The sequence below is a fragment of the Blautia massiliensis (ex Liu et al. 2021) genome, assembly GCF_052064225.1.
In the GTDB taxonomy this organism is placed as follows: Bacteria; Bacillota; Clostridia; order Lachnospirales; family Lachnospiraceae; genus Blautia_A; species Blautia_A fusiformis.
Genome location: NZ_JBQHWA010000005.1, coordinates 109,019 through 131,128, shown reverse-complemented (window position 1 = coordinate 131,128; position 22,110 = coordinate 109,019). Strand labels below are relative to the sequence as shown.

General features: G+C 46.2%; 15 protein-coding genes, 2 tRNA genes and 2 pseudogenes. 15 read left to right on the top strand and 4 right to left on the bottom strand.

The window, feature by feature from the left end; genetic code table 11:
• Positions 1-189 precede the first annotated feature (189 nt).
• Together ACTNDQ_RS03305 and ACTNDQ_RS03300 are read left to right on the top strand one after the other, a co-directional pair.
• Positions 190-262 (top strand) — tRNA-Asn (locus tag ACTNDQ_RS03305).
• Positions 263-265: 3 nt separating this feature from the next.
• Positions 266-336: transfer RNA gene (locus ACTNDQ_RS03300), tRNA-Cys, on the top strand.
• 126 nt (positions 337-462) lie between these two features.
• On the opposite strand, the pseudogene ACTNDQ_RS03295 reads toward ACTNDQ_RS03300, so the two are convergent.
• Positions 463-711, bottom strand: a pseudogene (locus tag ACTNDQ_RS03295) (FCD domain-containing protein); the annotation flags it as partial.
• 5 nt (positions 712-716) lie between these two features.
• Here ACTNDQ_RS03295 and eda point away from each other — a divergent pair.
• Positions 717-1,163: pseudogene (eda, locus tag ACTNDQ_RS03290) on the top strand (bifunctional 4-hydroxy-2-oxoglutarate aldolase/2-dehydro-3-deoxy-phosphogluconate aldolase); the annotation flags it as partial.
• Between the two features lie 70 nt (positions 1,164-1,233).
• On the opposite strand, the gene ACTNDQ_RS03285 reads toward eda, so the two are convergent.
• Positions 1,234-1,572: a hypothetical protein gene (locus tag ACTNDQ_RS03285; RefSeq protein ID WP_278797204.1), complete on the bottom strand. Its 339-nt coding sequence runs from the start codon at positions 1,570-1,572 to the stop codon at positions 1,234-1,236.
• A 321-nt stretch (positions 1,573-1,893) separates the two neighbouring features.
• Here ACTNDQ_RS03285 and ACTNDQ_RS03280 point away from each other — a divergent pair, with 321 nt between their 5' ends.
• The 10 genes from ACTNDQ_RS03280 to ACTNDQ_RS03235 all read left to right on the top strand — a co-directional run bounded on the left by ACTNDQ_RS03280 (position 1,894) and on the right by ACTNDQ_RS03235 (position 16,308).
• The gene (locus ACTNDQ_RS03280; RefSeq protein WP_092069514.1) at positions 1,894-2,607 is read left to right on the top strand and encodes an ABC transporter ATP-binding protein; all 714 of its coding nucleotides are present in this window, start codon (positions 1,894-1,896) and stop codon (positions 2,605-2,607) included.
• A gap of 8 nt (positions 2,608-2,615) precedes the next feature.
• Positions 2,616-6,473, top strand: a complete 3,858-nt coding sequence (locus ACTNDQ_RS03275) for an FtsX-like permease family protein (protein ID WP_441063691.1) — start codon at positions 2,616-2,618, stop codon at positions 6,471-6,473.
• A gap of 479 nt (positions 6,474-6,952) precedes the next feature.
• The gene (locus tag ACTNDQ_RS03270; RefSeq protein ID WP_441063689.1) at positions 6,953-9,607 is read left to right on the top strand and encodes a valine--tRNA ligase; all 2,655 of its coding nucleotides are present in this window, start codon (positions 6,953-6,955) and stop codon (positions 9,605-9,607) included.
• Positions 9,608-9,622: 15 nt separating this feature from the next.
• Complete coding sequence (locus tag ACTNDQ_RS03265) at positions 9,623-11,734, top strand: LTA synthase family protein (RefSeq protein WP_441063687.1); 2,112 nt, start codon at positions 9,623-9,625, stop codon at positions 11,732-11,734.
• 171 nt (positions 11,735-11,905) lie between these two features.
• Positions 11,906-13,204, top strand: coding sequence for a bifunctional folylpolyglutamate synthase/dihydrofolate synthase (locus tag ACTNDQ_RS03260; protein WP_044961009.1), 1,299 nt, complete (start codon positions 11,906-11,908; stop codon positions 13,202-13,204).
• Positions 13,201-13,353, top strand: a complete 153-nt coding sequence (locus ACTNDQ_RS03255; RefSeq protein ID WP_015526890.1) for a hypothetical protein — start codon at positions 13,201-13,203, stop codon at positions 13,351-13,353. The genes ACTNDQ_RS03260 and ACTNDQ_RS03255 overlap by 4 nt, the downstream gene beginning before the upstream one ends.
• A 10-nt stretch (positions 13,354-13,363) precedes the next feature.
• Positions 13,364-14,689: a tetratricopeptide repeat protein gene (locus ACTNDQ_RS03250; protein WP_441063684.1), complete on the top strand. Its 1,326-nt coding sequence runs from the start codon at positions 13,364-13,366 to the stop codon at positions 14,687-14,689.
• Positions 14,690-14,814: 125 nt separating this feature from the next.
• A complete protein-coding gene (locus ACTNDQ_RS03245) occupies positions 14,815-15,174 on the top strand; it encodes an anti-sigma factor antagonist (RefSeq protein WP_044961012.1) in 360 nt (119 codons plus the stop codon).
• Complete coding sequence (spoIIAB, locus tag ACTNDQ_RS03240; protein ID WP_015526893.1) at positions 15,158-15,583, top strand: anti-sigma F factor; 426 nt, start codon at positions 15,158-15,160, stop codon at positions 15,581-15,583. Before ACTNDQ_RS03245 ends, spoIIAB begins: the two co-directional genes overlap by 17 nt.
• A 2-nt stretch (positions 15,584-15,585) precedes the next feature.
• The gene (locus ACTNDQ_RS03235) at positions 15,586-16,308 is read left to right on the top strand and encodes a SigF/SigG family RNA polymerase sporulation sigma factor (protein ID WP_021650746.1); all 723 of its coding nucleotides are present in this window, start codon (positions 15,586-15,588) and stop codon (positions 16,306-16,308) included.
• Positions 16,309-16,370: 62 nt separating this feature from the next.
• On the opposite strand, the gene ACTNDQ_RS03230 is transcribed toward ACTNDQ_RS03235, so the two are convergent.
• Both ACTNDQ_RS03230 and ACTNDQ_RS03225 read right to left on the bottom strand, forming a co-directional pair.
• A complete protein-coding gene (locus tag ACTNDQ_RS03230; RefSeq protein ID WP_015526895.1) occupies positions 16,371-16,868 on the bottom strand; it encodes a QueT transporter family protein in 498 nt (165 codons plus the stop codon).
• A gap of 169 nt (positions 16,869-17,037) precedes the next feature.
• Positions 17,038-19,569 carry a leucine-rich repeat protein gene (locus ACTNDQ_RS03225; protein ID WP_441063682.1) on the bottom strand — a complete coding sequence of 844 codons (2,532 nt, stop codon included), beginning with the start codon at positions 19,567-19,569 and terminating at the stop codon, positions 17,038-17,040.
• Between the two features lie 331 nt (positions 19,570-19,900).
• Between ACTNDQ_RS03225 and rfbD the strand changes: the two genes are divergently transcribed.
• Positions 19,901-20,752, top strand: coding sequence for a dTDP-4-dehydrorhamnose reductase (rfbD, locus tag ACTNDQ_RS03220; RefSeq protein ID WP_441063680.1), 852 nt, complete (start codon positions 19,901-19,903; stop codon positions 20,750-20,752).
• A 1-nt stretch (position 20,753) separates the two neighbouring features.
• Positions 20,754-22,052, top strand: coding sequence for a dicarboxylate/amino acid:cation symporter (locus tag ACTNDQ_RS03215; protein WP_015526900.1), 1,299 nt, complete (start codon positions 20,754-20,756; stop codon positions 22,050-22,052).
• The last annotated feature ends 58 nt before the right edge of the window (positions 22,053-22,110 follow it).

Here is a 22,110-nt window from a genome sequence, read left to right as displayed (position 1 = left end):
CCCCTTGAAGACGACGAGGTAGATAGGGCAGAGGTGGAAGTGTGGCAACACATGGAGCTGACTGTTACTAATCGGGTGAGGGCTTGACCAAGAAACGCAGGTTAAGAATTGATTCAAAGAGTTTGATTAACGATCAACAAACATGTATGTAGTTTTTAAGGTACAAACCTTAATTAAATATTTAAGTAATCCTCCTTAGCTCAGTCGGTAGAGCATGCGGCTGTTAACCGCAGTGTCGTTGGTTCGAGTCCAACAGGGGGAGCATGGTGCCATAGCCAAGTGGTAAGGCAAAGGTCTGCAACACCTCTATCCCCGGTTCAAATCCGGGTGGCACCTCTTAGAAAGCCCTGGAAAGATGAATTTCCAGGGCTTATTTTTCCTATAAAAATGTACTTGCTGAAGACCGTGAAGACAGACTTCTGGAAAATCGGACAGCATCCTTTCCTGATGCTGTCCGACAGATCAGGAATTTTTTTCCGTAAGCAGGATTCGTTTACGATTATAAACCAGATGAAGGTACATGGCATCCTGAGCACGCAAAGCGTCATGCTCTGCAATGGCAGCTGCGATTTCGCGATGTGTTTCAATTGTTTCTTCGTGTAGAGCACCACTGGTTGATTCGACAAATAATGGAATAGAGCTGTTAATTACGGGAATCAGCCGCGGAACAACAACATTTTTGCTACTCAGCGCGATCGCTGTATGAAATTCAGCTTGTGGAAGCAGGTACCGTACTTACAACAGAACAGGTAGACGCGGCTGTTGGCGCCGGAGCAAAATTTATCGTAAGCCCGGGCTTTGATCCTAAGATCGTAGACTATTGTCTGGAAAAAGACATTCCTGTTTTCCCGGGATGTATCACACCATCTGAGGTTGCACAGGCAGTGAAAAGGGGTCTTAAGGTAGTAAAATTCTTCCCGGCAGAACCGGCAGGTGGAATTTCAATGATCAAGGCTATGGCAACTCCTTATACAGGAATCCGTTTTATGCCTACCGGCGGGATCAATGCGAAAAACCTTGAGGACTATCTTTCCTGTGACAAAATCCTCTGCTGCGGCGGAAGCTGGATGGTAAAAGGAAATCTTGTGAAGGCAGGAGAATTTGACAAAATAAGAGAACTGACAGCAGAAGCAAAAAAGCTTGCGGATTCCATAAGAAAGTAATCAAACTTAATACACATATTCAATAAAAAAAGCAGAACCCTGCACAACCAGGCAGAGTTCTGCTTTTTTGTCAATTATTGTGAAAATAGATCAATGAAGCAGGATCGTCAGAAGCTTTTTCCGCTTCAGCTGCCAGATCAGCTACAGGATCCGCAGAAGGTTTCCGAAGATCCATTCGGTAAAGATAAAAGATCCCACCGAAGAAACCGGGAATCAGTCCGGCGTATCCACCGGCACATAAGATCACAGTCAGCTTCACCATCAGTTCTGTCTGAAGTTCCAGACAAACAAGTAATCCTGCAAGAATTCCGGCTGCACTCCATCCAGCTGTCAAAAGTGCAAGAAAAACAGCTGGCGCAGGGGCCTTTTTTAAATTTTGATCTAAGTGATTCCACAGTACTTTATACATAATCCATTCCTCCTGTTTTGCTGGAATTATACTTCTGCTGTTGTCAGCAACAGTCAGCCATAATATTGATTTCCTTTATCTGTCTGTATTATAGAAAAGAAATGTAAAATACAAATGCGCAGGAATGAAAAATCTTTGTAAAATATAAGTAGAAATTGCATTTTGAATTAAGAACCGATATACTTATAAATATATTTATTGATAATATTCGATCATAGCCGAAAACGTTTTTCTACAGCTGTGATACGTGAGTGAGAGAATTAAAAGGGGGCAGATAAAAGCCCCCTGAAATCATATAGAGCGTAAAGAGGAGGGGTGGAAATGGAGCATACGGAAGAATATGTGAAGCTGGAGAATGTATCCAAAATCTATGGCTCAAAAGAAGTGAAGATCATAGCTGTGGATGAGATCAGCTTCCGGATAAAAAAAGGAGAATTTGTGGTTGTGGTAGGACCAAGCGGTGCCGGAAAGACAACGGTGCTGAATATCCTGGGCGGAATGGATAAGGCCACATCCGGCAATGTCTGGATCGATGGAAAAAATATTGCAAAATATACAGACCGGCAGCTGACCGGATACCGGCGGGAGGATATTGGATTTGTATTCCAGTTTTATAATCTGGTGCCAAATCTGACTGCATTGGAGAATGTGGAGCTTGCTCTTCAGATCTGTAAGGATCCTCTGGATGCCAGGACAGTTCTGGAGGAAGTAGGGCTGAAGGAGAGACTGACCAATTTTCCGGCACAGTTATCCGGCGGTGAGCAGCAGAGAGTTTCCATAGCCAGAGCGCTGGCGAAGAATCCAAAGCTTCTGCTCTGTGATGAACCTACAGGAGCGTTGGATTATCAGACCGGCAAGGCAATCCTGAAGCTCCTTCAGGATACCTGCAGGGAACGGGGCATGACGGTTATTGTCATTACTCACAACTCTGCATTGACACCTATGGCTGACCGTGTGATCAAGATCAAAAACGGCAAGGTTTCCAGGATGACTGAAAATGCACATCCCACACCAGTGGAAGAGATTGAATGGTAGGTGACGGAATGAAAGCATTACACAAAGATTTCTGGATGGAGATCCGGAAAAGTAAAGCACGTTTTATCTCGATCTTTCTGATCGTGGCACTGGGTGTTGCATTTTTTTCCGGGATCCAGGCGTCTTCTCCGGATATGAGATATTCCGGAGATGCTTATTATGAAGCGGCAAAGCTGATGAATCTGAAGATCCAGGGAACCCTGGGATTGACGCAGCGTGATGTAAAAGCGGTATCGGATATTGACGGTGTGGAACTGGCTGAGGGCAGCTACTCTACGGATGTTATGAGTGGAGAGGACGATGCCAGGAAGGTTCTTCATCTGGAATCTATCAGCAGCAATTTTAATCTGCTTACAGCAGATGAAGGAAGGATACCGGAAAAAAGCGGCGAGATTTTTCTGGACAAGCCATTTGCAAAGAATCGGGGGTATAAAATCGGGGATACCATATCTGTCAGTGAGGATGGAGACAGTGAGCTTTTGAAAAAAACAACCTATACAGTTGTGGGAATCGGAAGCAGCCCTCTTTATATTTCATTTAACAGAGGAAATACGACTCTTGGATCCGGTGAGGTCAGCGGCTTCGGATACATTCTTCCAGAGGATTTTGATCAGGAGGCTTTTACCCAGATCTATGTTATGGTCCATGAATCAGAGGATGTGATCAGCTATACAGATGCCTATGACAATCTTATCAAAAAGATCCGGAAACGCGTGGAAGGTATCGAAAAAGAACAGTGCAGCCTGCGCTATGAGGAGATCGTCGCAGAAGCTAATGAAAAACTGAATGATGCCAGAAAAGAGCTTGAGGACGGAAAGAAGGAATCAGAGGAAAAACTTGGCGACGCGAAGAAAAAGCTGGATGATGGGCAGAAGAAGTATGAGGATGGAAAAAAAGAGTACGAAGATGGAAAACAGCAGCTCAGTGATGCAAAAAAGGAGCTGACCGATGGAAAACAGCAGCTTGCTGACGGAAGAAAGCAGATTGAAGATGGATGGTCTCAGCTTAACAGCGCAAAACAGCAGGTGGAAGACGGTCTGTCCCAGTTAAATTCTGCCAGATCCCAGCTTGCCGACTCCGAAGCACAGATAAATGAGAAGCAGGCAGAGCTGACTGCCGGATATGAACAGCTGAATGCCGCAAAACAGCAGGTAAGTGACGGTGAGATCCAGCTCCGGGAAGCGGAGAAAACACTGGAAAGCAAACAGGATGAGCTTGACAGTGGAAGAGAACAGTTGGAAACGGGAAAGAATACGATCAAAGAAACAAAGGCTGCTCTCACCGGTCAGAAAGAACAGTGTGAGGCAGGACTTGTACAGGTTTCCGATGGCGAATCCCAGATCAGTTCCAGTGAAGAAGCACTTTCCGGGCAGCAGGCACAGCTGGATGAACTGACCAGCCAGAAAGAGGCATTAAGCAGTCAGGCGGCGGAGCTGCAGGCGCAGTATGACGCCGGTGCGGAAGCAGGAAAAACCGAGGAAGAGCTGGCGGAGCTTTCCACGCAGATCCAGACTTTAAATGGTCAGATCAGTGCAATGGAAGAACAGATAAATGCCGGTCAGGCCCAGATCGACGGGGCGCAGGCAGAGCTTACTGCAAAAAAATCAGAGCTGGCGCAGACAAGAGCTGAACTGGAGAGCAGCCTAGGTCAGATCAATGAGGGCTTCAGCCAGATCAAAGAACAGGAAGAGACACTTTCCAGGACAGAGGCACAGCTGAATGAAGGCCAGGAAGAACTGGATAAAGGGAAAAAAGAGCTGGAAACAAAGAAAGCAGAGCTTTCCGCGGCAAAAGAAGAAATTGCGGCAAACCAGGCAACTCTGGATGATGGCCAGAGCCAGCTGGATTCGGCCAGAGCCCAGCTCAGCTCAGGGCGGCAGCAGCTGGAGGAAAAACAGGCCCAGTTAAATGCCGGTCAGGCAGAGATCCAGGCCAATACAGAAAAGCTTACCAGCAGTCAGGCAGAACTGGATGCAAATGAACAGAAGCTCCTGGATGGTGAAAAAGAGATCCGGGAAAATGAACAGAAATTAAAAGACGCCAAAAAAGACCTGGAGGACGCCAAAAAGAAGCTTTCCGATGGAAAGAAAGAATATCAGGACGGCAAAAAAGAAGCCGATGACAAAATTGCGGAAGCCCAGCAGAAGATCGAGGATGCCCAGAAAGAGATGGATGATATTGAAACACCGGAGTGGATCGTCACGGACCGCAATGACCTTCCGGAATATTCGGATTTTGGTGATAACGCAGAGCGACTGAAAAACATCGGAAAGGTTTTCCCGATGATATTCTTCCTTGTAGCGGCTCTGATCAGTCTTACCACGATGACACGAATGGTGGAGGAACAGCGAACCCAGATCGGAACCATGAAAGCGCTGGGATATGGAAAAGCATCCATTGCATCCAAGTATCTCAGCTACGCATTTCTGGCTACAGTAGGCGGAAGTATCGCAGGAGTACTTTTCGGAGAAAAGGTTCTTCCGTTTATCATTATCCAGGCGTATGGAATCATGTACTGGAATATTGGCGATCACATGCAGCTGGATTATGAGTTACAATATGCACTGATCGCTTCCGGGGCAGCGGTGATCTGTACTATGGGCGCTACACTGTTTTCCTGCGCAAAAACCCTGGCAGAAACACCGGCATCTCTGATGCGTCCGCCTGCACCGAAAGAAGGAAAACGGATCCTTATTGAACGGATCAGCTTTATCTGGAAGCATCTGAGCTTTTCCTGGAAATCGTCCATGCGAAATCTCTTCCGTTATAAAAAGCGTCTTTTTATGACCATTTTCGGAATTGCAGGAAGCATGGGACTGATGCTTGTAGGATTCGGACTTTATGACTCCATTATGGATATTGCGATTCTCCAATATGACCAGATCCAGCACTATGATGCCATGGTGATCAATGATGAGGATGCCACAGACAGCCAGGAAAAAGATCTTCTGAAATTTCTGGACGGAAACAGCGAGATCGATCACTATACCCGTGTGCAGCTCACCAAGATGACGGCACCAAAAGAAAAGGGAAGTGTCAGTATCTATGTGTATGTTCCGGAAAATACGGAAAATTTTAAAGAGGATGTAACATTGCGTGACAGAAAGTCCCACGAGCAGTATGAGCTTACCGATGATGGAGCGGTGATCTGTGAAAAAACGGCTTCTCTTATCGGTGTGAAAGCAGGAGACAAGATCACCCTGGAGAAAGACAACAGAAAGTATAAAGTAAAGATCACTGCTGTCACAGAGAACTATATGGGACATTACGTTTACATGACCCCATCCTGCTATGAAAAAACATTCGGGGAGAAACCGAAGTATTCAAGTACAGTATATACTATGAAAGAGGATGCAGAGAGTGATCTGGAAACTCTTGGAAATGCGATCCTGAAATATCCGGCAGCTTTAAGTATCAGCTATACAAGCAGCACAGCAGGTCAGGTAGAGCGAATGCTGGGATCCCTCGGAGCAGTGATCTGGGTCCTGATCATTTCTGCCGGAATGCTGGCATTTGTGGTACTGTATAATCTGAACAACATCAATATCACAGAGCGGCAGAGAGAGCTTGCAACATTGAAGGTCCTGGGATTTTATGATGGCGAGGTTTCCCAGTATGTATTTCGGGAAAATATCTTGCTGTCCTTCATAGGGATTCTGGCAGGCGCAGTGTTCGGAATCCTCCTTCACCGGTATGTGATCACAACCGTTGAGGTAGATGCGGTGATGTTCGGAAGAAATATCAAGCCAATAAGCTTTGTTTACAGTGGAATCATTACCTTTGGGTTCTCCATGTTTGTAAATATGGTGATGCATTTTAAGCTGAAAAAGATCAATATGGTAGAGTCACTGAAAAGCGTAGAATAAAATAATGAAATGCCAGAAAGATCTTCATATCCGGAAATATGTGAAATCCCAGGAAAAGCAGGCCTCTGTCTTGACAAAAAAAGAAAATTTCATTATAGTAGGAACATGGCAAAGGCGTTGAATAAGAGGAGTATGCAGATCTACGCTGACAGAGAGAAATGCACAGACGCAAGAGAAGCGCAGGCTGAAAGGCATTTTCAGATGGAGGACTGCAGAAGGTAGCTTAGGAGCCGGGAAACTGAAAGCAGAAATGCAGAACAGATGCAGATGCTGCTGTGTAGGTTTTCACGTACCCCGCGTTAAGGGACAAGAGATAGACGGGAATAACAGATGTTTTTTCCGGATAATGAAGGTGGTACCGCGAGAATGATCGCCCTTCGCACATTAGTTATTGGCTTTTGTGTGGAGGGCGTGTTTTTTCTTGCAGAGAACAGGAGCATTTTAAGGTTCCTATAATCAGAAAGATTCAGGAGGAAAACATGAGTAAAGAACTTGCAAAGACTTATGATCCCAAGGGTATTGAGGATCGTCTGTACAAAAAATGGATGGATAACGGATACTTCCATGCAAAAGTTAATCCGGACAAAAAACCTTTTACAATTGTAATGCCGCCGCCCAATGTAACCGGACAGCTGCATATGGGACATGCACTGGATGAGACCATGCAGGATATCCTGATCCGTTTCAAAAGAATGCAGGGCTATGAGGCTCTCTGGCAGCCGGGAACTGACCATGCAGCCATCGCTACAGAGGTTAAGGTAACAGAGAAACTTCGTAAGGAAGGGATTGATAAGAACGAGATCGGCCGTGACGAATTTATGAAACATGCCTGGGCATGGAAAGAGGAGTACGGCGGAAAGATCATCAATCAGCTGAAAAAGCTGGGAGCATCTGCAGACTGGGAGCGTGAGCGCTTTACCATGGATGAGGGCTGCTCCAAGGCTGTTCAGGAAGTATTTATCCGCCTTTATGAGAAAGGCTATATCTACAAAGGCTCCAGGATCATCAACTGGTGTCCGGTATGCCAGACCTCTATTTCTGATGCAGAGGTTGTGCATGAAGACCAGGACGGATTTTTCTGGCACATCAATTATCCCATCGTAGGTGAGGAAGGACGTTTTGTTGAGATCGCGACCACTCGTCCGGAGACACTTCTCGGCGATACAGCAGTTGCTGTAAACCCGGAGGATGAAAGATATAAAGACCTTGTAGGAAAGATGCTGAAGCTTCCTCTTACAGACAGAGAGATCCCGGTTATTGCCGATGAGTATGTTGACAAGGAATTCGGAACAGGCTGCGTTAAGATCACACCGGCACACGACCCCAACGACTTTGAGGTTGGACGCCGTCATAACCTTGAGGAGATCAACATCTTAAATGATGATGCCACCATCAACAGCCTTGGCGGAAAATATGCAGGTATGGACCGTTACGAGGCACGTAAGGCCATGGTAGAGGACCTGAAGGAGCAGGGACTTCTTGTAAAGGTTGTTCCGCACAGCCACAGTGTTGGTACCCATGACCGCTGCGGTACAACGGTAGAGCCGATGATCAAACCACAGTGGTTTGTAAAAATGGACAAAATGGCAAAAGCTGCTATCAAAACTCTGGACGACGGAAACCTTCAGTTTGTTCCGGCACGTTTTGACAAGACTTACCTGCACTGGCTGGAGAATATCCGTGACTGGTGTATTTCCCGTCAGCTTTGGTGGGGACACAGGATCCCGGCTTATTACTGCGATGAGTGCGGTGAGATGGTGGTTGGAAGAGAAATGCCGGAGAAATGTCCGAAATGCGGATGCACACATATGCATCAGGATGAGGACACTCTGGATACCTGGTTCAGTTCCGCACTGTGGCCGTTCTCCACACTTGGATGGCCGGATAAGACACCGGAGCTTGAGTATTTCTATCCTACAGATGTTCTGGTAACCGGATATGATATCATCTTCTTCTGGGTTATCCGTATGGTATTCTCCGCACTGGAGCAGACCGGTGAGACACCGTTCCACCATGTACTGATCCACGGTCTGGTACGTGACTCACAGGGACGTAAGATGAGTAAGTCTCTTGGAAACGGTATCGATCCGCTGGAGGTTATCGACAAATACGGCGCAGATGCCCTTCGTCTGACACTGATGACAGGTAATGCACCTGGAAATGATATGCGTTTCTACTGGGAGCGTGTAGAATCCAGCCGTAACTTTGCAAATAAGATCTGGAATGCTTCCCGTTTCATTATGATGAACCTGGAGGGCAAGACAGTAACAGCGCCGGAAGACCTGAACGCACTGTGCAACGAGGATAAATGGATCCTTTCCAGACTGAACACAGTGATCCGTGATGTTACTGAGAATATGGATAAATATGAGCTTGGAATTGCCGTACAGAAGGTCTATGATTTCCTGTGGGATGAGCTCTGTGACTGGTATATCGAGATGGCAAAGGTAAGACTGTGGAAGGCAGAGGAAAATCCGGCAGCAGCAAACGATGCACTGTGGACACTCCGCACTGTGCTGACACAGGGACTGAAGCTTCTTCATCCGTTCATGCCATTTATCACAGAAGAGATCTACTGCACACTGCTTCCGGATGAAGAGTCCATCATGATCTCTGACTGGCCGGTATACAGAGACGAGATGGATTTTGCAGATGCTGAGAAAGCAGTTTCAAGATTCCAGGAGGTTGTACGTGGAATCCGTAACACCAGAAACGAGATGAACGTACCGCAGAACAGAAAGACCAATATCTACATCGTAGGCAAGGATGCAGAGTGCTGTGCACGTTTTGAGTCCTGCAAGAAATCCTTTACAAACCTTGCGTTTGCAAAAGAGATCCACGTACAGCAGGATAAGAACGGAATCGGTGAGGATGCGGTATCTATCGTTGTGGCAGACGGTGTGGTTTATCTGCCGCTGGAGGATCTGATCGACCGTGAAAAAGAGATCGAACGTCTCACAAAAGAGCAGGAGCGTCTTACAAAAGAGATCGCACGCTGCGAGGGAATGCTGAACAATCCGAATTTTGTGAACAAGGCACCTGCAGCCAAGGTAGAGGCAGAGAAGGAGAAACTTGAGAAATACAAAGAGATGAAAGAGAAAGTGAACCTGCAGTTAACACAGATGGTGAAATAACGAAGGAGTGTTTTAATGAAGTGGTGTAACTTTTTCAATAAGATTTCGCTGATACTTCAGGCTCTGGGCTGTGCAGTCCTGTACTTTGTGATCGAGGCCATATGCAGGCACTCGTTCACAGAGGCGTGGACCTACATGACCACAAAGCCGCTTGTATTTGCTTATAATGCAGCGTTTATCTTTACGACGATGCTGATTGTTTATCTCTTCCGAAAGAGAATTTTCTGGCGTATCTTTGTGGGCAGCTTATGGCTGTTTCTGGGAATCGTAAACGGTGTGCTTCTTCTCAACCGTGTCACACCGTTTACAGGACCGGATGTGAAGAATCTGACAGATGGTCTCAGTATTGCAAAAAAATATCTGACCCATACCCAGATGACCATAGGTGCAGTTCTTCTGGGAATTGCGGTTCTGATCCTTCTGATCATCCTGATAGGGTCGCCGAAGTACAGAGGCAAGCTGAAATACAAGGTGAATATTCCGCTGGTTCTGGTCGGGGTCCTTGCCTTTGGAGGAATCACACAGCTTGCTCTGGAAAAAAGAGTTCTTTCCAATTATTTTGGAAATATTGCCATAGCTTATGAGGATTACGGATATCCTTACTGTCTGGCAACGACGATCTTTAATACCGGAATCAGTGCCCCGAGAGACTATTCCAAAAGCGAGATCAAAAGGATCGAGAAGTCGGAAGAAAATCTTCCGGAAACGAAAGAAGGCAGTCATCCGAATATTCTGTTTTTGCAGCTGGAGTCCTTTTTTGATCCTGCGCTGGTAAATTATCTGGAGCTGTCAGAAGATCCTATCCCGAATTTCAGAAAGCTGATGAAGGAGTATTCCTCCGGATATTATAAGGTACCTTCTGTAGGAGCCGGAACCGCAAATACTGAGTTTGAATCCATTACCGGAATGAGCCTTCATTATTTTGGACCGGGAGAGTATCCTTACAAGAGTATCCTTAAGGAAACTACCTGTGAGAGCGCACCGTATGTTCTGAAGAATCTGGGCTATACTGCCCATGCAGTACATAACAATGAGGCGAATTTCTACGGAAGAAGAAGTATTTTTCCGAATCTGGGATTTGATACCTTCACTTCGGCAGAGTATATGAAGGATGAAAATCAGAAGAACTCGTTGGGCTGGACCAAGGACAGTGTCCTCACCGATGAGATCGTCAAGTGTCTGGATTCTACAGAAGGGCCTGATTATGTATATACTATTTCCGTACAGGGACATGGAGATTATCCTTCAGAACCGGTACTGGAAAATCCGGAGATCACAGTTTCCGGGGCACCTACTGACGAGCTGAATAATAAGTGGGAGTATTATGTAAATCAGATCCATGAGATGGATAATTTTGTCAAAGAGCTGACTGACAGGCTGGCAGATTATCCGGAGGATGTGGTACTGGTCATGTATGGTGATCATCTGCCGACCATGGGACTGACCGTGGAGGATGTGGAGAATAAATATCTGTTCCAGACAGAGTATGTGATGTGGGATAATTTCGGACTTAAGAAAAAGAAAGAAAATCTTGCGGCATACCAGATGGCAGCAGAGGTTATGGACCGTGTAGGTATCCATGAGGGAAATGTTTTCAAGTATCATCAGGCAAGAAGAAATACCAAAAATTATCAGGTGGATCTGGAGACCCTGCAGTACGATCTTCTCTACGGAAAGCAGTATACATATGACGGAGCGAATCCTTTTGAGCGGACAAAGATGCGTATGGGAATCTATGATACCACGCTGGATTCCATTCAGGTTGTGTCTGAGACGGATCACACCTATTATATCCAGGGAACAAACTTTACGCCGTCCAGCCAGGTGAAGATCAACGGAGAATGGTATGATACGGTTTACGTGAATCCTACCAAGCTGATCATTACCGGAAAGGAACTGGATGATTTTGACCGGCTCTCGGTAGTGCAGCGAAGCAACAGTTCCACAAGAAAGGCCATGACAAAGAGCCATGACCGGGCGGTTTATGCGCTGCTCGCTGACAGCAAGTGGAAGCTTGACAGTGAAAAGAGCAGTTCTGATACAGGGTCAACGGAGGAAACGGATACAGCGTCAGAAACGGAATCCACAGAAGATTCCGGTGAAGAAAACAGTACAGACAACCAGTAAATGGCATAGAAAAGATACTCCGATACAAAAAATGTCGGATAAAATATTACGATTAGGACTGGACATCTTCCACCACTATTATATAATGGTATCGTAACGAACAGGAGGGGAGAAGCTTTTCTCCCCAAAAGTTCTTTACGAATACATTATAGATAAGTGATGGTTTTTTTTATGAATTACGAAGAAGCAGTTGCGTATATTGAAGATATACCGAGATTTACTACTAAGAACAGCCTGGACCATACCAGAGAATGCTTAAGAAGACTTGGAGATCCGCAGAGGAAATTCCGTGTGATCCATGTGGCAGGAACCAACGGAAAGGGAAGTACCTGTGCTTTTATCACATCGGTCCTTCGGGAAGCAGGATATTCCTGCGGACTTTTTACATCTCCTCATCTGGTGGAGATCAACGAGCGTTTTCAGATCAACGAGGAAGTGATCGATGACGATACTTTCCTTCGTGCTTTTGAAAAAGTTAAAAAACTTTCCGATGAGCTGGTTGCGGAGGGAAGCTATCATCCCACCTATTTTGAGACACTCCTTCTGATGGGAATGGTGATCTTTGCAGAAGCCGGCGTGGACTATGTAACACTGGAGACCGGTCTTGGCGGACGTCTGGATGCAACCACTGCTGTGGAGGATCCGGCAGCCTGTGTGATCACATCCATCAGCCTCGATCATATGCAGTATCTTGGAAATACAGTTTCCGAGATCGCAGGAGAGAAGGCAGGGATCATGGTGCCGGGTGTTCCGGTGATCTACGATGGAAATGATCCGGATGCGGCCGGAGTGATGCGTGAGCATGCAGAGAAGCTGGGATGTCCATATTATGAGCTGAAACGGGAAGATACAGAGATCCATAAGATCACAAAGGACGGAATCCGATTTTCTCTTAAGGACGAGACATATGGCGATACCGTATTTGATATACCGTTTATCGCCCGTTATCAGGTTATGAATGCAGCTCTTGCGGTGAAAACCATTCAGGTACTGGAAGATCAGATTCCGGTATCTCTGGAGGCTCTGAAGGCTGGTATGGCAAAAACACGCTGGCAGGGAAGGATGGAAACGGTTCTTCCGGGTGTGATCGTGGATGGCGCACATAACGAAGACGGTGTTGAGAAGTTTGTAGAGACAGCAGAACATTTCCAGAAGGAATTTCCTCTGACTCTGCTGTTTTCCGCAGTGGATGACAAGGACTATACGGATATGATCCGCACGATCTGTAGCAGGATCCGTTTTCGACATGTGATCGTCACACAGGTAGGCGGATACCGCAAAGTTCCGGTAGAAGAGCTTGCGGAGATCTTCCGTGAAGACGGAGTGCCGGAAGTGGAAGCAATAGAGGATGTTCCAGCAGCTTTTGAACGGGCAGTAAAGGAAAAAGGTGAGGATGGAATGCTGTTCTGTGTAGGATCCCTTTATCTGGTCGGTGAGATCAAGGCTGTGATCAGGAGGAAAAAATTATGATCGATTACGAAGAGGAACTGAAGAAATTTGAACCATGTCTGGATGTGGCAGATGTAGAAGGTGTCATTTATGACCGGGAGATCACAGATATCATGGATGTACTCCAGGAGATGCTGCGTGAGGTCAAGAGCAACAGACGTGTAAGATAAGGAGAAGTGGATGAACTGCATAAACTGTGGAGCGTTCCTGACGGATACAGATCTGGATTATTGTCCGCACTGTGGAGCCAATGTACTGATCCAGAAGAAGGTGGATTATCTTTCCAAGCTTTATTATAATCAGGGGCTGGAAAAAGCCAGCATCCGGGATCTGTCTGGGGCGATCAGCTGTCTGAAGCAAAGTCTTGCCTATGACAAACGGAATATCTGTGCAAGAAATCTTCTTGGTCTTGTATATTTTGAGACCGGTGAGGTGGTTGCCGCACTGAGTGAGTGGGTCATCAGCAAGAATATCCAGAAGAACCGAAATCTGGCTTCAGAATATATTGCCAGGCTTCAGGCAAACCAGAACAAACTGGAAACAATCAACGAAAGCATCAAGAAATATAACAATGCCCTTGCCATGTGCAGGGAAGGCCATGAGGATATGGCGGCCATCCGCCTGAAAAAGATCCTGTCCCAGAATCCCAAGCTGATCAAGGGGTATCATCTTCTTGCTCTGATCCAGATGAAGAATCAGGAGTGGAATAAGGCGAGAAGAACCCTAAAAAAAGCAGCCAGGATCGACAAGACCAATACCACCACACTTCGTTTCCTGCGTGAAGTTGACGAGCAGACGGGTGTTACCACAAAGATGGAAAAACGGCGTAAGGGCTTGTTTGGAAATGAAAAAAATGAGAATGATAATATTTCAGGAGAAATCGTTGTAAGGCCGTCGTCTTATAAAGAAAGATCAAAGATATCACTTTTCTTTACCACGGTACTTGGATTTGCGGCAGGGGCGGCAGCATTCTGGCTCCTTGTACTGCCGGCTGTGAAACAGGATATTTACAGGCAGGCCAATCAGCAGATCATACAGTACAGTGATTCTCTTTCCAGCCAGAGCGTGGAGCTTACCAAAGCTCAGGGAGAAGCTGCCCAGTCCAGTGATACGGCAGATGCAGTTGCCAAGCAGGCAGAGGAAGAGCAGAAACGCAGTCAGAGCTATGAGGCTTTGTTTAATGCATATACTGCCATGCAGCAGGAGGATCTGGATACAGCGGCGCTGGAACTACAGAAGATATATGTGGATACACTGTCAGATTCTGCAAAGGGGATTTACAGTACTATCAGCGGAAAGACCGGTGTAAGCGGGATCGAGAGCGGAGCTTCTGGCGGAACGTCCAGTGCTGACAGCAGCACAGATAGAACAGCTGAAGCTGGAGCGGATGCCACAGCTTCGGATGGAGAAGATGCACAGAGCTCTGACGGAGATTCCGGAGAAGACAGCAGCTACAGTGACGGAGGATATGAGGATTCCTCTTACGATGGAGGTTATACAGAATAAAAAAGATCATAACTCATACAGAGGAGAAACCTCGGATAAGGGGAATGTGCGTTGGCGCATTCCTCTTTTTTTACCCTTTGGTCATGAAAAATGGAATAAAAAATCAAAAATGGGGGAATGATAGAATGACATCAGGTTTTGAAAAATCCGGAACCGTGCTGACTGTACATCTTCCGGCGGAACTGGATCATCCGGCTTCTGATGAGATCCGGAGAGATTCAGACCGGATTATCGGACATAACTATATAAAAAATATGATTTTTGATTTCTCAGAGACCGTTTTTATGGACAGTTCCGGGATCGGTCTGCTGATGGGTAGGTACCGGGCGCTTGGCATGAGGGGGAAATGTGTGCAGGTTGTCAATGTGAACAGTCATATTGCAAAGCTTCTGCGGCTATCCGGAGTGGGAAAATATATTGAAATCTGTGGAATTAAAAAATCGGCAGGTGAACAGGAGGGTGTTTATGATGGAAAACACAAATGAAATGACGATCATTTTTGACAGCAGACCGGTAAATGAAGCACTGGCAAGAGTTGCTGTGGCTTCATTCTGCACACAGCTGAATCCTACGCTGGAGGAAATTTCGGATCTGAAGACCGCAGTATCGGAGGCAGTGACCAACTGCATCATACACGGGTATGAAGGGGAGATACATAAGATCCGGGTAGAATGTCGTCTCCGGGGGCAGGAGCTTCAGGTTGATGTGACAGATCACGGAGCCGGGATCCCGGATATCAAAAAAGCCATGGAGCCTCTGTTTACCACAAAGGCTGATAAAGACCGCTCCGGTATGGGGTTTACATTCATGGAGGCGTTTATGGATGAGCTTCAGGTGGAATCGGAGGTTGGCCGTGGAACTACAGTGCACATGAAAAAGATCATCAGGAGGTAACTATGGATCGTACTCTTGTCCTCATCGGGCGTGCACACCAGGGGGATAAAGCGGCAAGAGATCTTTTGTTTGAGGAAAATACAGGACTGATATACAGTGTGGCAAAGCGTTTTCTGGGACGAGGGGTGGAGATGGAGGATCTGTTCCAGATCGGCAGCATCGGACTTCTGAAAGCTGTGGATAAGTTTGACATGTCCTATGATGTGAAATTTTCCACCTATGCCGTTCCCATGATCATCGGAGAGATCAAACGTTATCTCAGGGACGACGGGATACTGAAGGTAAGCCGTTCTCTGAAGGAAAACCACTACAGGATCTATCAGGTGAGAGAAGCACTGACACGCCGGCTGGAGCGGGAACCTACGACGGGAGAAATGGCAGAGGAAATGGGAATTTCCATAGAAGAACTGGTAATGACCATGGAATCCGGTGCAGAGGTGGAATCTCTTCACAAAACGATCTATCAGGGTGAGGGAACGGAGATTTCTCTGATGGACAAGCTTCCGGAAAAAGAAAACCGGCAGGAAAAAGTACTGGACAGGATTTTTCTGGAAGAGATACTGGGAACTCTGGAGGCAAAGGAGCGGAGGCTGATCTATATGCGGTATTTTCAGAACATGACCCAGATGGAGATCGCTCATGAGCTTGGCGTATCCCAGGTACAGGTATCCAGAATGGAAAAGAGGATCCTGCGCAGTCTGCAGGAATCCGCAGAGAAAAAATAAAAGAGAGCCATGAGAAATGCTGCCGTTTTCTCATGGCTCCTTTTTGTGGGCAGCAGATTTAGTCAGACTGCTGCTTTTTTATGAAAAAGTACATTTTTGTATTTGGAAAGTGCTCCAAGAAGGATCATACCGATCACACCGGCTGAGATAAATTCACCGGCTCCTACTGTGAGCATCATAAACGGGATAGGAAGGTTAATGCCATATCCGTAACGAAGCACAAGAGGAACGATCACAATGTTGGAAACGATCGGCGGGATCGGGGCTGTCCATTTGCCTGTATTGCGAAGCTTGTAGGTAAAGAATGCACCGATAAGTGTGGCAATGCTTCCGAAAATGATGTCAACTGGAATCGCACCGCCAAGAAGATTGGCAATGATACATCCCACGAACAGTCCCGGGATGGCAGCCGGTGTGAAGAACGGAAGTACGGTCAGCGCCTCGGAAAATCGGATCTGAACTTCACCGAAGCTAAGTGGCGCGAATACCAGTGTCAGGACAACATATACAGCTGCAATGGCAGCTCCCTGTACCAGAAAATGAGTACCTTTGTTTTTCATGTTTTTTATTCTCCTTTAGTTTTGTTTTACGAGTGGAAGGTCACGAACACTCGGCACATTTATAGGCGGTGACCGCCTTGTAAGCCCTGTACGACCTTGGTTTTTGCGGGCTTTTGCAGCGAAACTGAGTATAGCATAGGGGGCGTGGAAATGCAAGGTACGATCCTGACTATTTGATAACCCTGGCCTGTGTGGACAGACCCTGGCTTTGAAAAAGCTTTTTGTAAGAGGAAAGTCTGCTTGCCGGAACCTTTACAGTCAGTTTTTTGTAATTATTCTGACCTGCTCTTGTGAAGATATATTTACCTGAGCTTTTGGAAGTAAGACGTCCTGTCTGTATGGTGACAGAGGTAAGGGCCTTACAGTCACAGAAAGCTTTTGTGCCGATCGCAGAAACTCGGGAACCGATTTTTACAGTACGAAGACTTGTGCATCCCTGGAAGGCTCCGGCACCTATGCTTGTGATATTTCCTGAAATCGTTACCTGTTTCAGGTTTTTACAGTTTTTGAAGGCATTGGCTGCAATGGCTGTGACTTTGTAGGTTTTTCCGTTAGCTTTGACAGTGGCCGGAATCTTTGCAGTGACAGTATTGCGTGAACGTGGTCCCTTCAGTGCTACGGAAGTCCCGGTGGTATTGACTGTGTAGACATTATAAGCATCCCGGAATGTTTTTGCAGTCTGTGGCTTTGGTGTGGCTGCAGGAGTGATCTGGAAATTTAAGGTGATGGTTCCGTAGAAATGGTTATCACCGATGATCTTCAGGGTAGCAGTTCCTGCTTTTTTATTGTTCTGGTATGTCACATGATAATCATTGATGCCAGAAAGCTTTGCTTTTCCAAGAGTTACGGTTGGAACGGGCTTTATGTCAGAGCCTGTATAGGTATATGTTTTTTTGATTCCTGTTACAGATGCATCGGAAATATTGCATGCATAGCTGATATTGTTTTTCTTGGCATATGTAACTGCGTAAGAGCCGTACGGAGCATGGATCTTGCAAAAATATGCATGAGAGCTGTCAGACCAGTAATAGCCGCACCACACAGCATCCGTTCCAATGCTTTTAACGGTATCAGGTATGTTGATCCTGGATAGATTGTTACAGTAGGTGAAAGCTTCTTTTCCGATCTTTCTGACCCCTTTCTGGATGTCCACCTCTTTCAGCTCAGGAAGATAAGCAAAGGCCCTTTCGGAAATACTTGTGATCCCGGGTTTTATTATGACCTTTCTGATCTGGTTTTTGATAGCTTTCCAGGAGGAATCGCTGGAGAAGGAAAACCAGCTGTTTGTTGAAGAGACCGGGTATCGGTTGTTTTCCTCTGTGGAAATAGAAAGTGGTCCGTAGCCGGAGATCGTAAGGATACCGTTTTTGAAATTCCAGGTTGCGTTGTCACCTGCGATATGGTAAGTTTTTTTGTCAGCTTTTCCGTTGTCGGAATTAATGGAATAAAAGTTCAAGGTGTTGGAGTTTGAAGCATAATAAACGACCCTGGAATCCTTTACCACAGGCTGACAGTCAGAAATCGGAGCAGCTGTTGTAAACTCTTTGCTGAGACTCTTTCCCTTTCCGTCCACAAAAAGATAATGAAGGGTGCTGGAAGAGAGCGGATCGTTAGCGGAAGAGTTTTTCTTGTTATCGTCGGAGACGTATTCTTCCCAGGAAATCATAAAACGGTTGTCATTTATTTTGGTGATCTTTACGCCCGCAAAGCTTTTTCCTCCGCCTGTAAAGTTGGTAAGCTTCCTGGTAGTGGTTGCTTTTTCGGAAAAGTCAGACATTGGTGTGACGGACAGATAAAGGTTATGAGGCGTGTTTTCAGATACCTTATCATATTTGGACTGATCGATGGAAGTGCCAACGCATAATACACTGTCAGAGGAAACAGCCATGCCGTCAACGCTTGCGTAGCAGGCCAGTGCCCACACAGAAGTATGCGAGCCTCCGTATGGCAAAAGCTCTATGGTGGTGCAGGCAAGTGTAGTGCTGTCATATCTGGAAAGCTTTGTACATCGTGAACCCTCACTCTGCTCCAGTACGTAGAGATAAGAACCTTGTGATTTGATATACTGTGCAAAGGAATGCCACAGATCGCAGGAAACGATCTTTCCTTTCATGGCTGCCTGGTCGATCTCGGCCATAAGGAAGCCCTGATGTCCCTGACCGACAGAGGGATCCACATATCCTTCGTGACCGGTAACAACATAGAGCTTGCCGTTGCTTTCTGTCATTTCCACACAGCCATAGTCAAAGGGCGTGCGGACCTCACCGCCAAAAAGCTCCGGGTTACTGGTAATTGCTGCTGCACCGTTCCGGTTCCAGTTTGTATCGTAGCGGATAACGCGGATGACCTCAGCGGAATCGTTTTCTTTGTTGTTTGTCTGGCCTTCTACCAGATAATATCCGTCAGATCCGGCATAAAAGCCACCCCACAGTGGAAGCTCCATGTTGATCTTGCGCTTGCTTCTGATCTTCAGATCATTATCATAATATTCAACGCCGACAGAATTTTTCTGGTGGAAGACCCTCATGTATCCGCCGGAAACAGGAATAAGATCAGAGGTACGGCGTAACCTGACATGGAGATTGTCCTGTGCGGTTGGCGTAAGAGAGCCTGCCCGGGCTGTCTGTGGAAACAGGATCAGACAGAAGCAAAGACAGCAGAACAGAAATAGCAGAGATGTTAATTTTTTTAGCTTTTTCATAAGTTTCTCCTTTGTATGTGTTTTTAGATGATCTCCTGTTCAGATTATAATTCATGGGACAGAATTTACAATACAAAATCGGGAGTTATGGAACTCCCGATCCTCAGGATTTCTGTAAATTCTGTTCACAAAAACATCTTGAGGAAATACTGCCGGTGGGCAGTAACATCAGCAGCAGGAACCTTATGGAAACAGGAGCTTTTTTCTTGACAGTTTTTTGTGATATTGATAAAATATATTTCAGTATATAGGTTAAAGGGGCATTGGTTTTGATCTAATCAATGTCTCTTTATTTTATGTATCACACATATTACACCAGGGAGGTAGAAAGATGTTAAAAGTATGGATCGCAGGTGTCAACGGACAGATCGGACGGGCACTGAATGATGTTCTGGATCCAATGCAGATCGAGACTCTGAACACAGATCTTGATGAGCTGGATATCACAGACACAGATGAAGTGATCAACTTCGGTTCCATTAACCGTCCGGATGTGATCATCAACTGCACCGGTATCACAGATACCGATGAGTGTGAGAAGAATCCGGAACATGCATACCGTGTCAACGCACTGGGAGCAAGAAACTTAAGCATCGTGGCAAGAAAATGCGGGGCAAAGATCGTCCAGCTTTCCACAGATGATGTTTTCGACGGAAAGAGCAAAAAACCGTATACAGAGTTTGACGATACCAATCCGCTGACTGTTTACGGCCGTTCCAAGAGAGCCGGAGAGAACTATGTAAAAGAGTTTACACACAAACATTTCATTATCCGAAGCAACTGGGTATACGGAAAAGGCGGAAACAATTTTGTAAACCGTGTGCTGGAGACAGCAGAAAAAGGCCAGGAGCTTTCCGTTGCTTCGGATCAGTTCGGATCACCGACCAGCGCCAAGGATCTGGCAAGAATGATCCTGTATCTTATCGATACCAACGAATATGGAACTTATCACGTAACCTGCAGCGGTGTATGCAACCGTTATGAGTTTGCAACCGAGATCCTTCGCCTTGCAGGAAAGAAGATCGAACTGAGATCCGTGCCGACAGAGCAGTCAGATCTTTCTTCTGTCAGACCGCCATATGCCGTCCTTGATAATTTTATCCTCCGTATTATTGAAGTGTATGACATGCCGGACTGGAAAGCATCGCTGAAAGAATATATGGATGAAAGAGCGGAGGACTAGAATGAAAGAGAAAAATATAAAAGAGAAAACACAGCAGAAAAAGAAAATGGGCCTTACCACGAAGATCTTTGTGGCGCTGATCGCAGGTGCGATACTGGGAATCATTCTCTGTTACCTGGTTCCTGACAGCAGCTTCAAGAAAGATGTGATCGTGGAGGGAATCCTTTATGTGATCGGACAGGGATTTATCCGTCTGATGAAAATGCTGGTTGTACCGTTGGTATTCTGTTCCCTTGTCTGCGGAAGTATGTCCATCGGTGATACCAAGAAGCTTGGAACCGTAGGTGTGAGAACACTGGTATTTTATCTGGCGACTACAGCTCTGGCTGTTTCGGTTGCTCTGACGGTAGGTAATCTGATCAATCCGGGTGTGGGACTTGATATGAGCTCTATTCAGTCCTCCGCTTCCTCTGTGGAGACTATGGAGGCTACCTCTCTTACGGATACCATCCTGAATATCATTCCGGACAATCCGATCAATTCCCTGGCAAGCGGAACCATGCTTCAGGTTATCGTATTTGCCCTGATCGTGGGTGTGATCCTTGCGAAAATGGGAGAGCGCGCAGAGACAGTAGCGAACTTTTTCAGCCAGTTCAATGACATCATGATGGAGATGACCATGATGATCATGGCACTTGCACCGATCGGTGTATTCTGCCTTATTAGCAGAACCTTTGCAAACATCGGTTTCAGCGCGTTTATCCCGCTGGCAAAATATATGATCGGTGTTCTCCTTGCACTGGCGATCCAGTGCTTCGGCGTATACCAGATCCTGCTGAAGATCTTCACAGGACTGAATCCGATAAAATTCATCAAGAAATTTTTCCCGGTTATGGCATTTGCATTCTCAACAGCTACATCCAATGCCACGATCCCGATGTCCATTGATACCCTGTCCAAAAAAGTGGGTGTTTCCAAGAAGATTTCTTCATTCACCATTCCTCTTGGAGCTACCATCAACATGGACGGTACCTCTATCATGCAGGGTGTTGCCGTAGTATTTGCGGCACAGGCTTTTGGTATCCACTTAAGTCCGATGGATTATGTGACGGTTATCGGAACTGCAACCCTTGCTTCCGTAGGAACTGCCGGTGTACCAAGTGTTGGTCTTGTTACCCTGACCATGGTATTTAACTCTGTAGGACTTCCGGTTGAGGCAATTGGTCTGATCATGGGTATTGACCGTATCCTGGATATGACCAGAACAGCGGTTAACATTACCGGTGATGCAGTCTGCACAACCATCGTTGCACACCAGAACGGTGCACTGGATAAAAACGTGTTCAACGAATCAAACTAAATATCCGGTTCAAAAAAAGATCCGACCCTGTCGGGTGAGAAAAAACGAAAAACGGCTG

What these genes read in the sequence shown, in the direction of transcription:
- ACTNDQ_RS03280 (WP_092069514.1), top strand. Translation starts at nt 1,894, where the DNA reads ATGGAGCATACGGAAGAATATGTGAAGCTGGAGAATGTATCCAAAATC.
- ACTNDQ_RS03260 (WP_044961009.1), top strand. Translation starts at nt 11,906, where the DNA reads ATGAATTACGAAGAAGCAGTTGCGTATATTGAAGATATACCGAGATTT.
- ACTNDQ_RS03265 (WP_441063687.1), top strand. Translation starts at nt 9,623, where the DNA reads ATGAAGTGGTGTAACTTTTTCAATAAGATTTCGCTGATACTTCAGGCT.
- ACTNDQ_RS03225 (WP_441063682.1), bottom strand. Translation starts at nt 19,569, where the DNA reads ATGAAAAAGCTAAAAAAATTAACATCTCTGCTATTTCTGTTCTGCTGT.
- ACTNDQ_RS03230 (WP_015526895.1), bottom strand. Translation starts at nt 16,868, where the DNA reads ATGAAAAACAAAGGTACTCATTTTCTGGTACAGGGAGCTGCCATTGCA.
- ACTNDQ_RS03235 (WP_021650746.1), top strand. Translation starts at nt 15,586, where the DNA reads ATGGATCGTACTCTTGTCCTCATCGGGCGTGCACACCAGGGGGATAAA.
- ACTNDQ_RS03285 (WP_278797204.1), bottom strand. Translation starts at nt 1,572, where the DNA reads ATGTATAAAGTACTGTGGAATCACTTAGATCAAAATTTAAAAAAGGCC.
- ACTNDQ_RS03215 (WP_015526900.1), top strand. Translation starts at nt 20,754, where the DNA reads ATGAAAGAGAAAAATATAAAAGAGAAAACACAGCAGAAAAAGAAAATG.
- rfbD (WP_441063680.1), top strand. Translation starts at nt 19,901, where the DNA reads ATGTTAAAAGTATGGATCGCAGGTGTCAACGGACAGATCGGACGGGCA.
- ACTNDQ_RS03250 (WP_441063684.1), top strand. Translation starts at nt 13,364, where the DNA reads ATGAACTGCATAAACTGTGGAGCGTTCCTGACGGATACAGATCTGGAT.
- ACTNDQ_RS03270 (WP_441063689.1), top strand. Translation starts at nt 6,953, where the DNA reads ATGAGTAAAGAACTTGCAAAGACTTATGATCCCAAGGGTATTGAGGAT.
- spoIIAB (WP_015526893.1), top strand. Translation starts at nt 15,158, where the DNA reads ATGGAAAACACAAATGAAATGACGATCATTTTTGACAGCAGACCGGTA.
- ACTNDQ_RS03245 (WP_044961012.1), top strand. Translation starts at nt 14,815, where the DNA reads ATGACATCAGGTTTTGAAAAATCCGGAACCGTGCTGACTGTACATCTT.
- ACTNDQ_RS03255 (WP_015526890.1), top strand. Translation starts at nt 13,201, where the DNA reads ATGATCGATTACGAAGAGGAACTGAAGAAATTTGAACCATGTCTGGAT.
- ACTNDQ_RS03275 (WP_441063691.1), top strand. Translation starts at nt 2,616, where the DNA reads ATGAAAGCATTACACAAAGATTTCTGGATGGAGATCCGGAAAAGTAAA.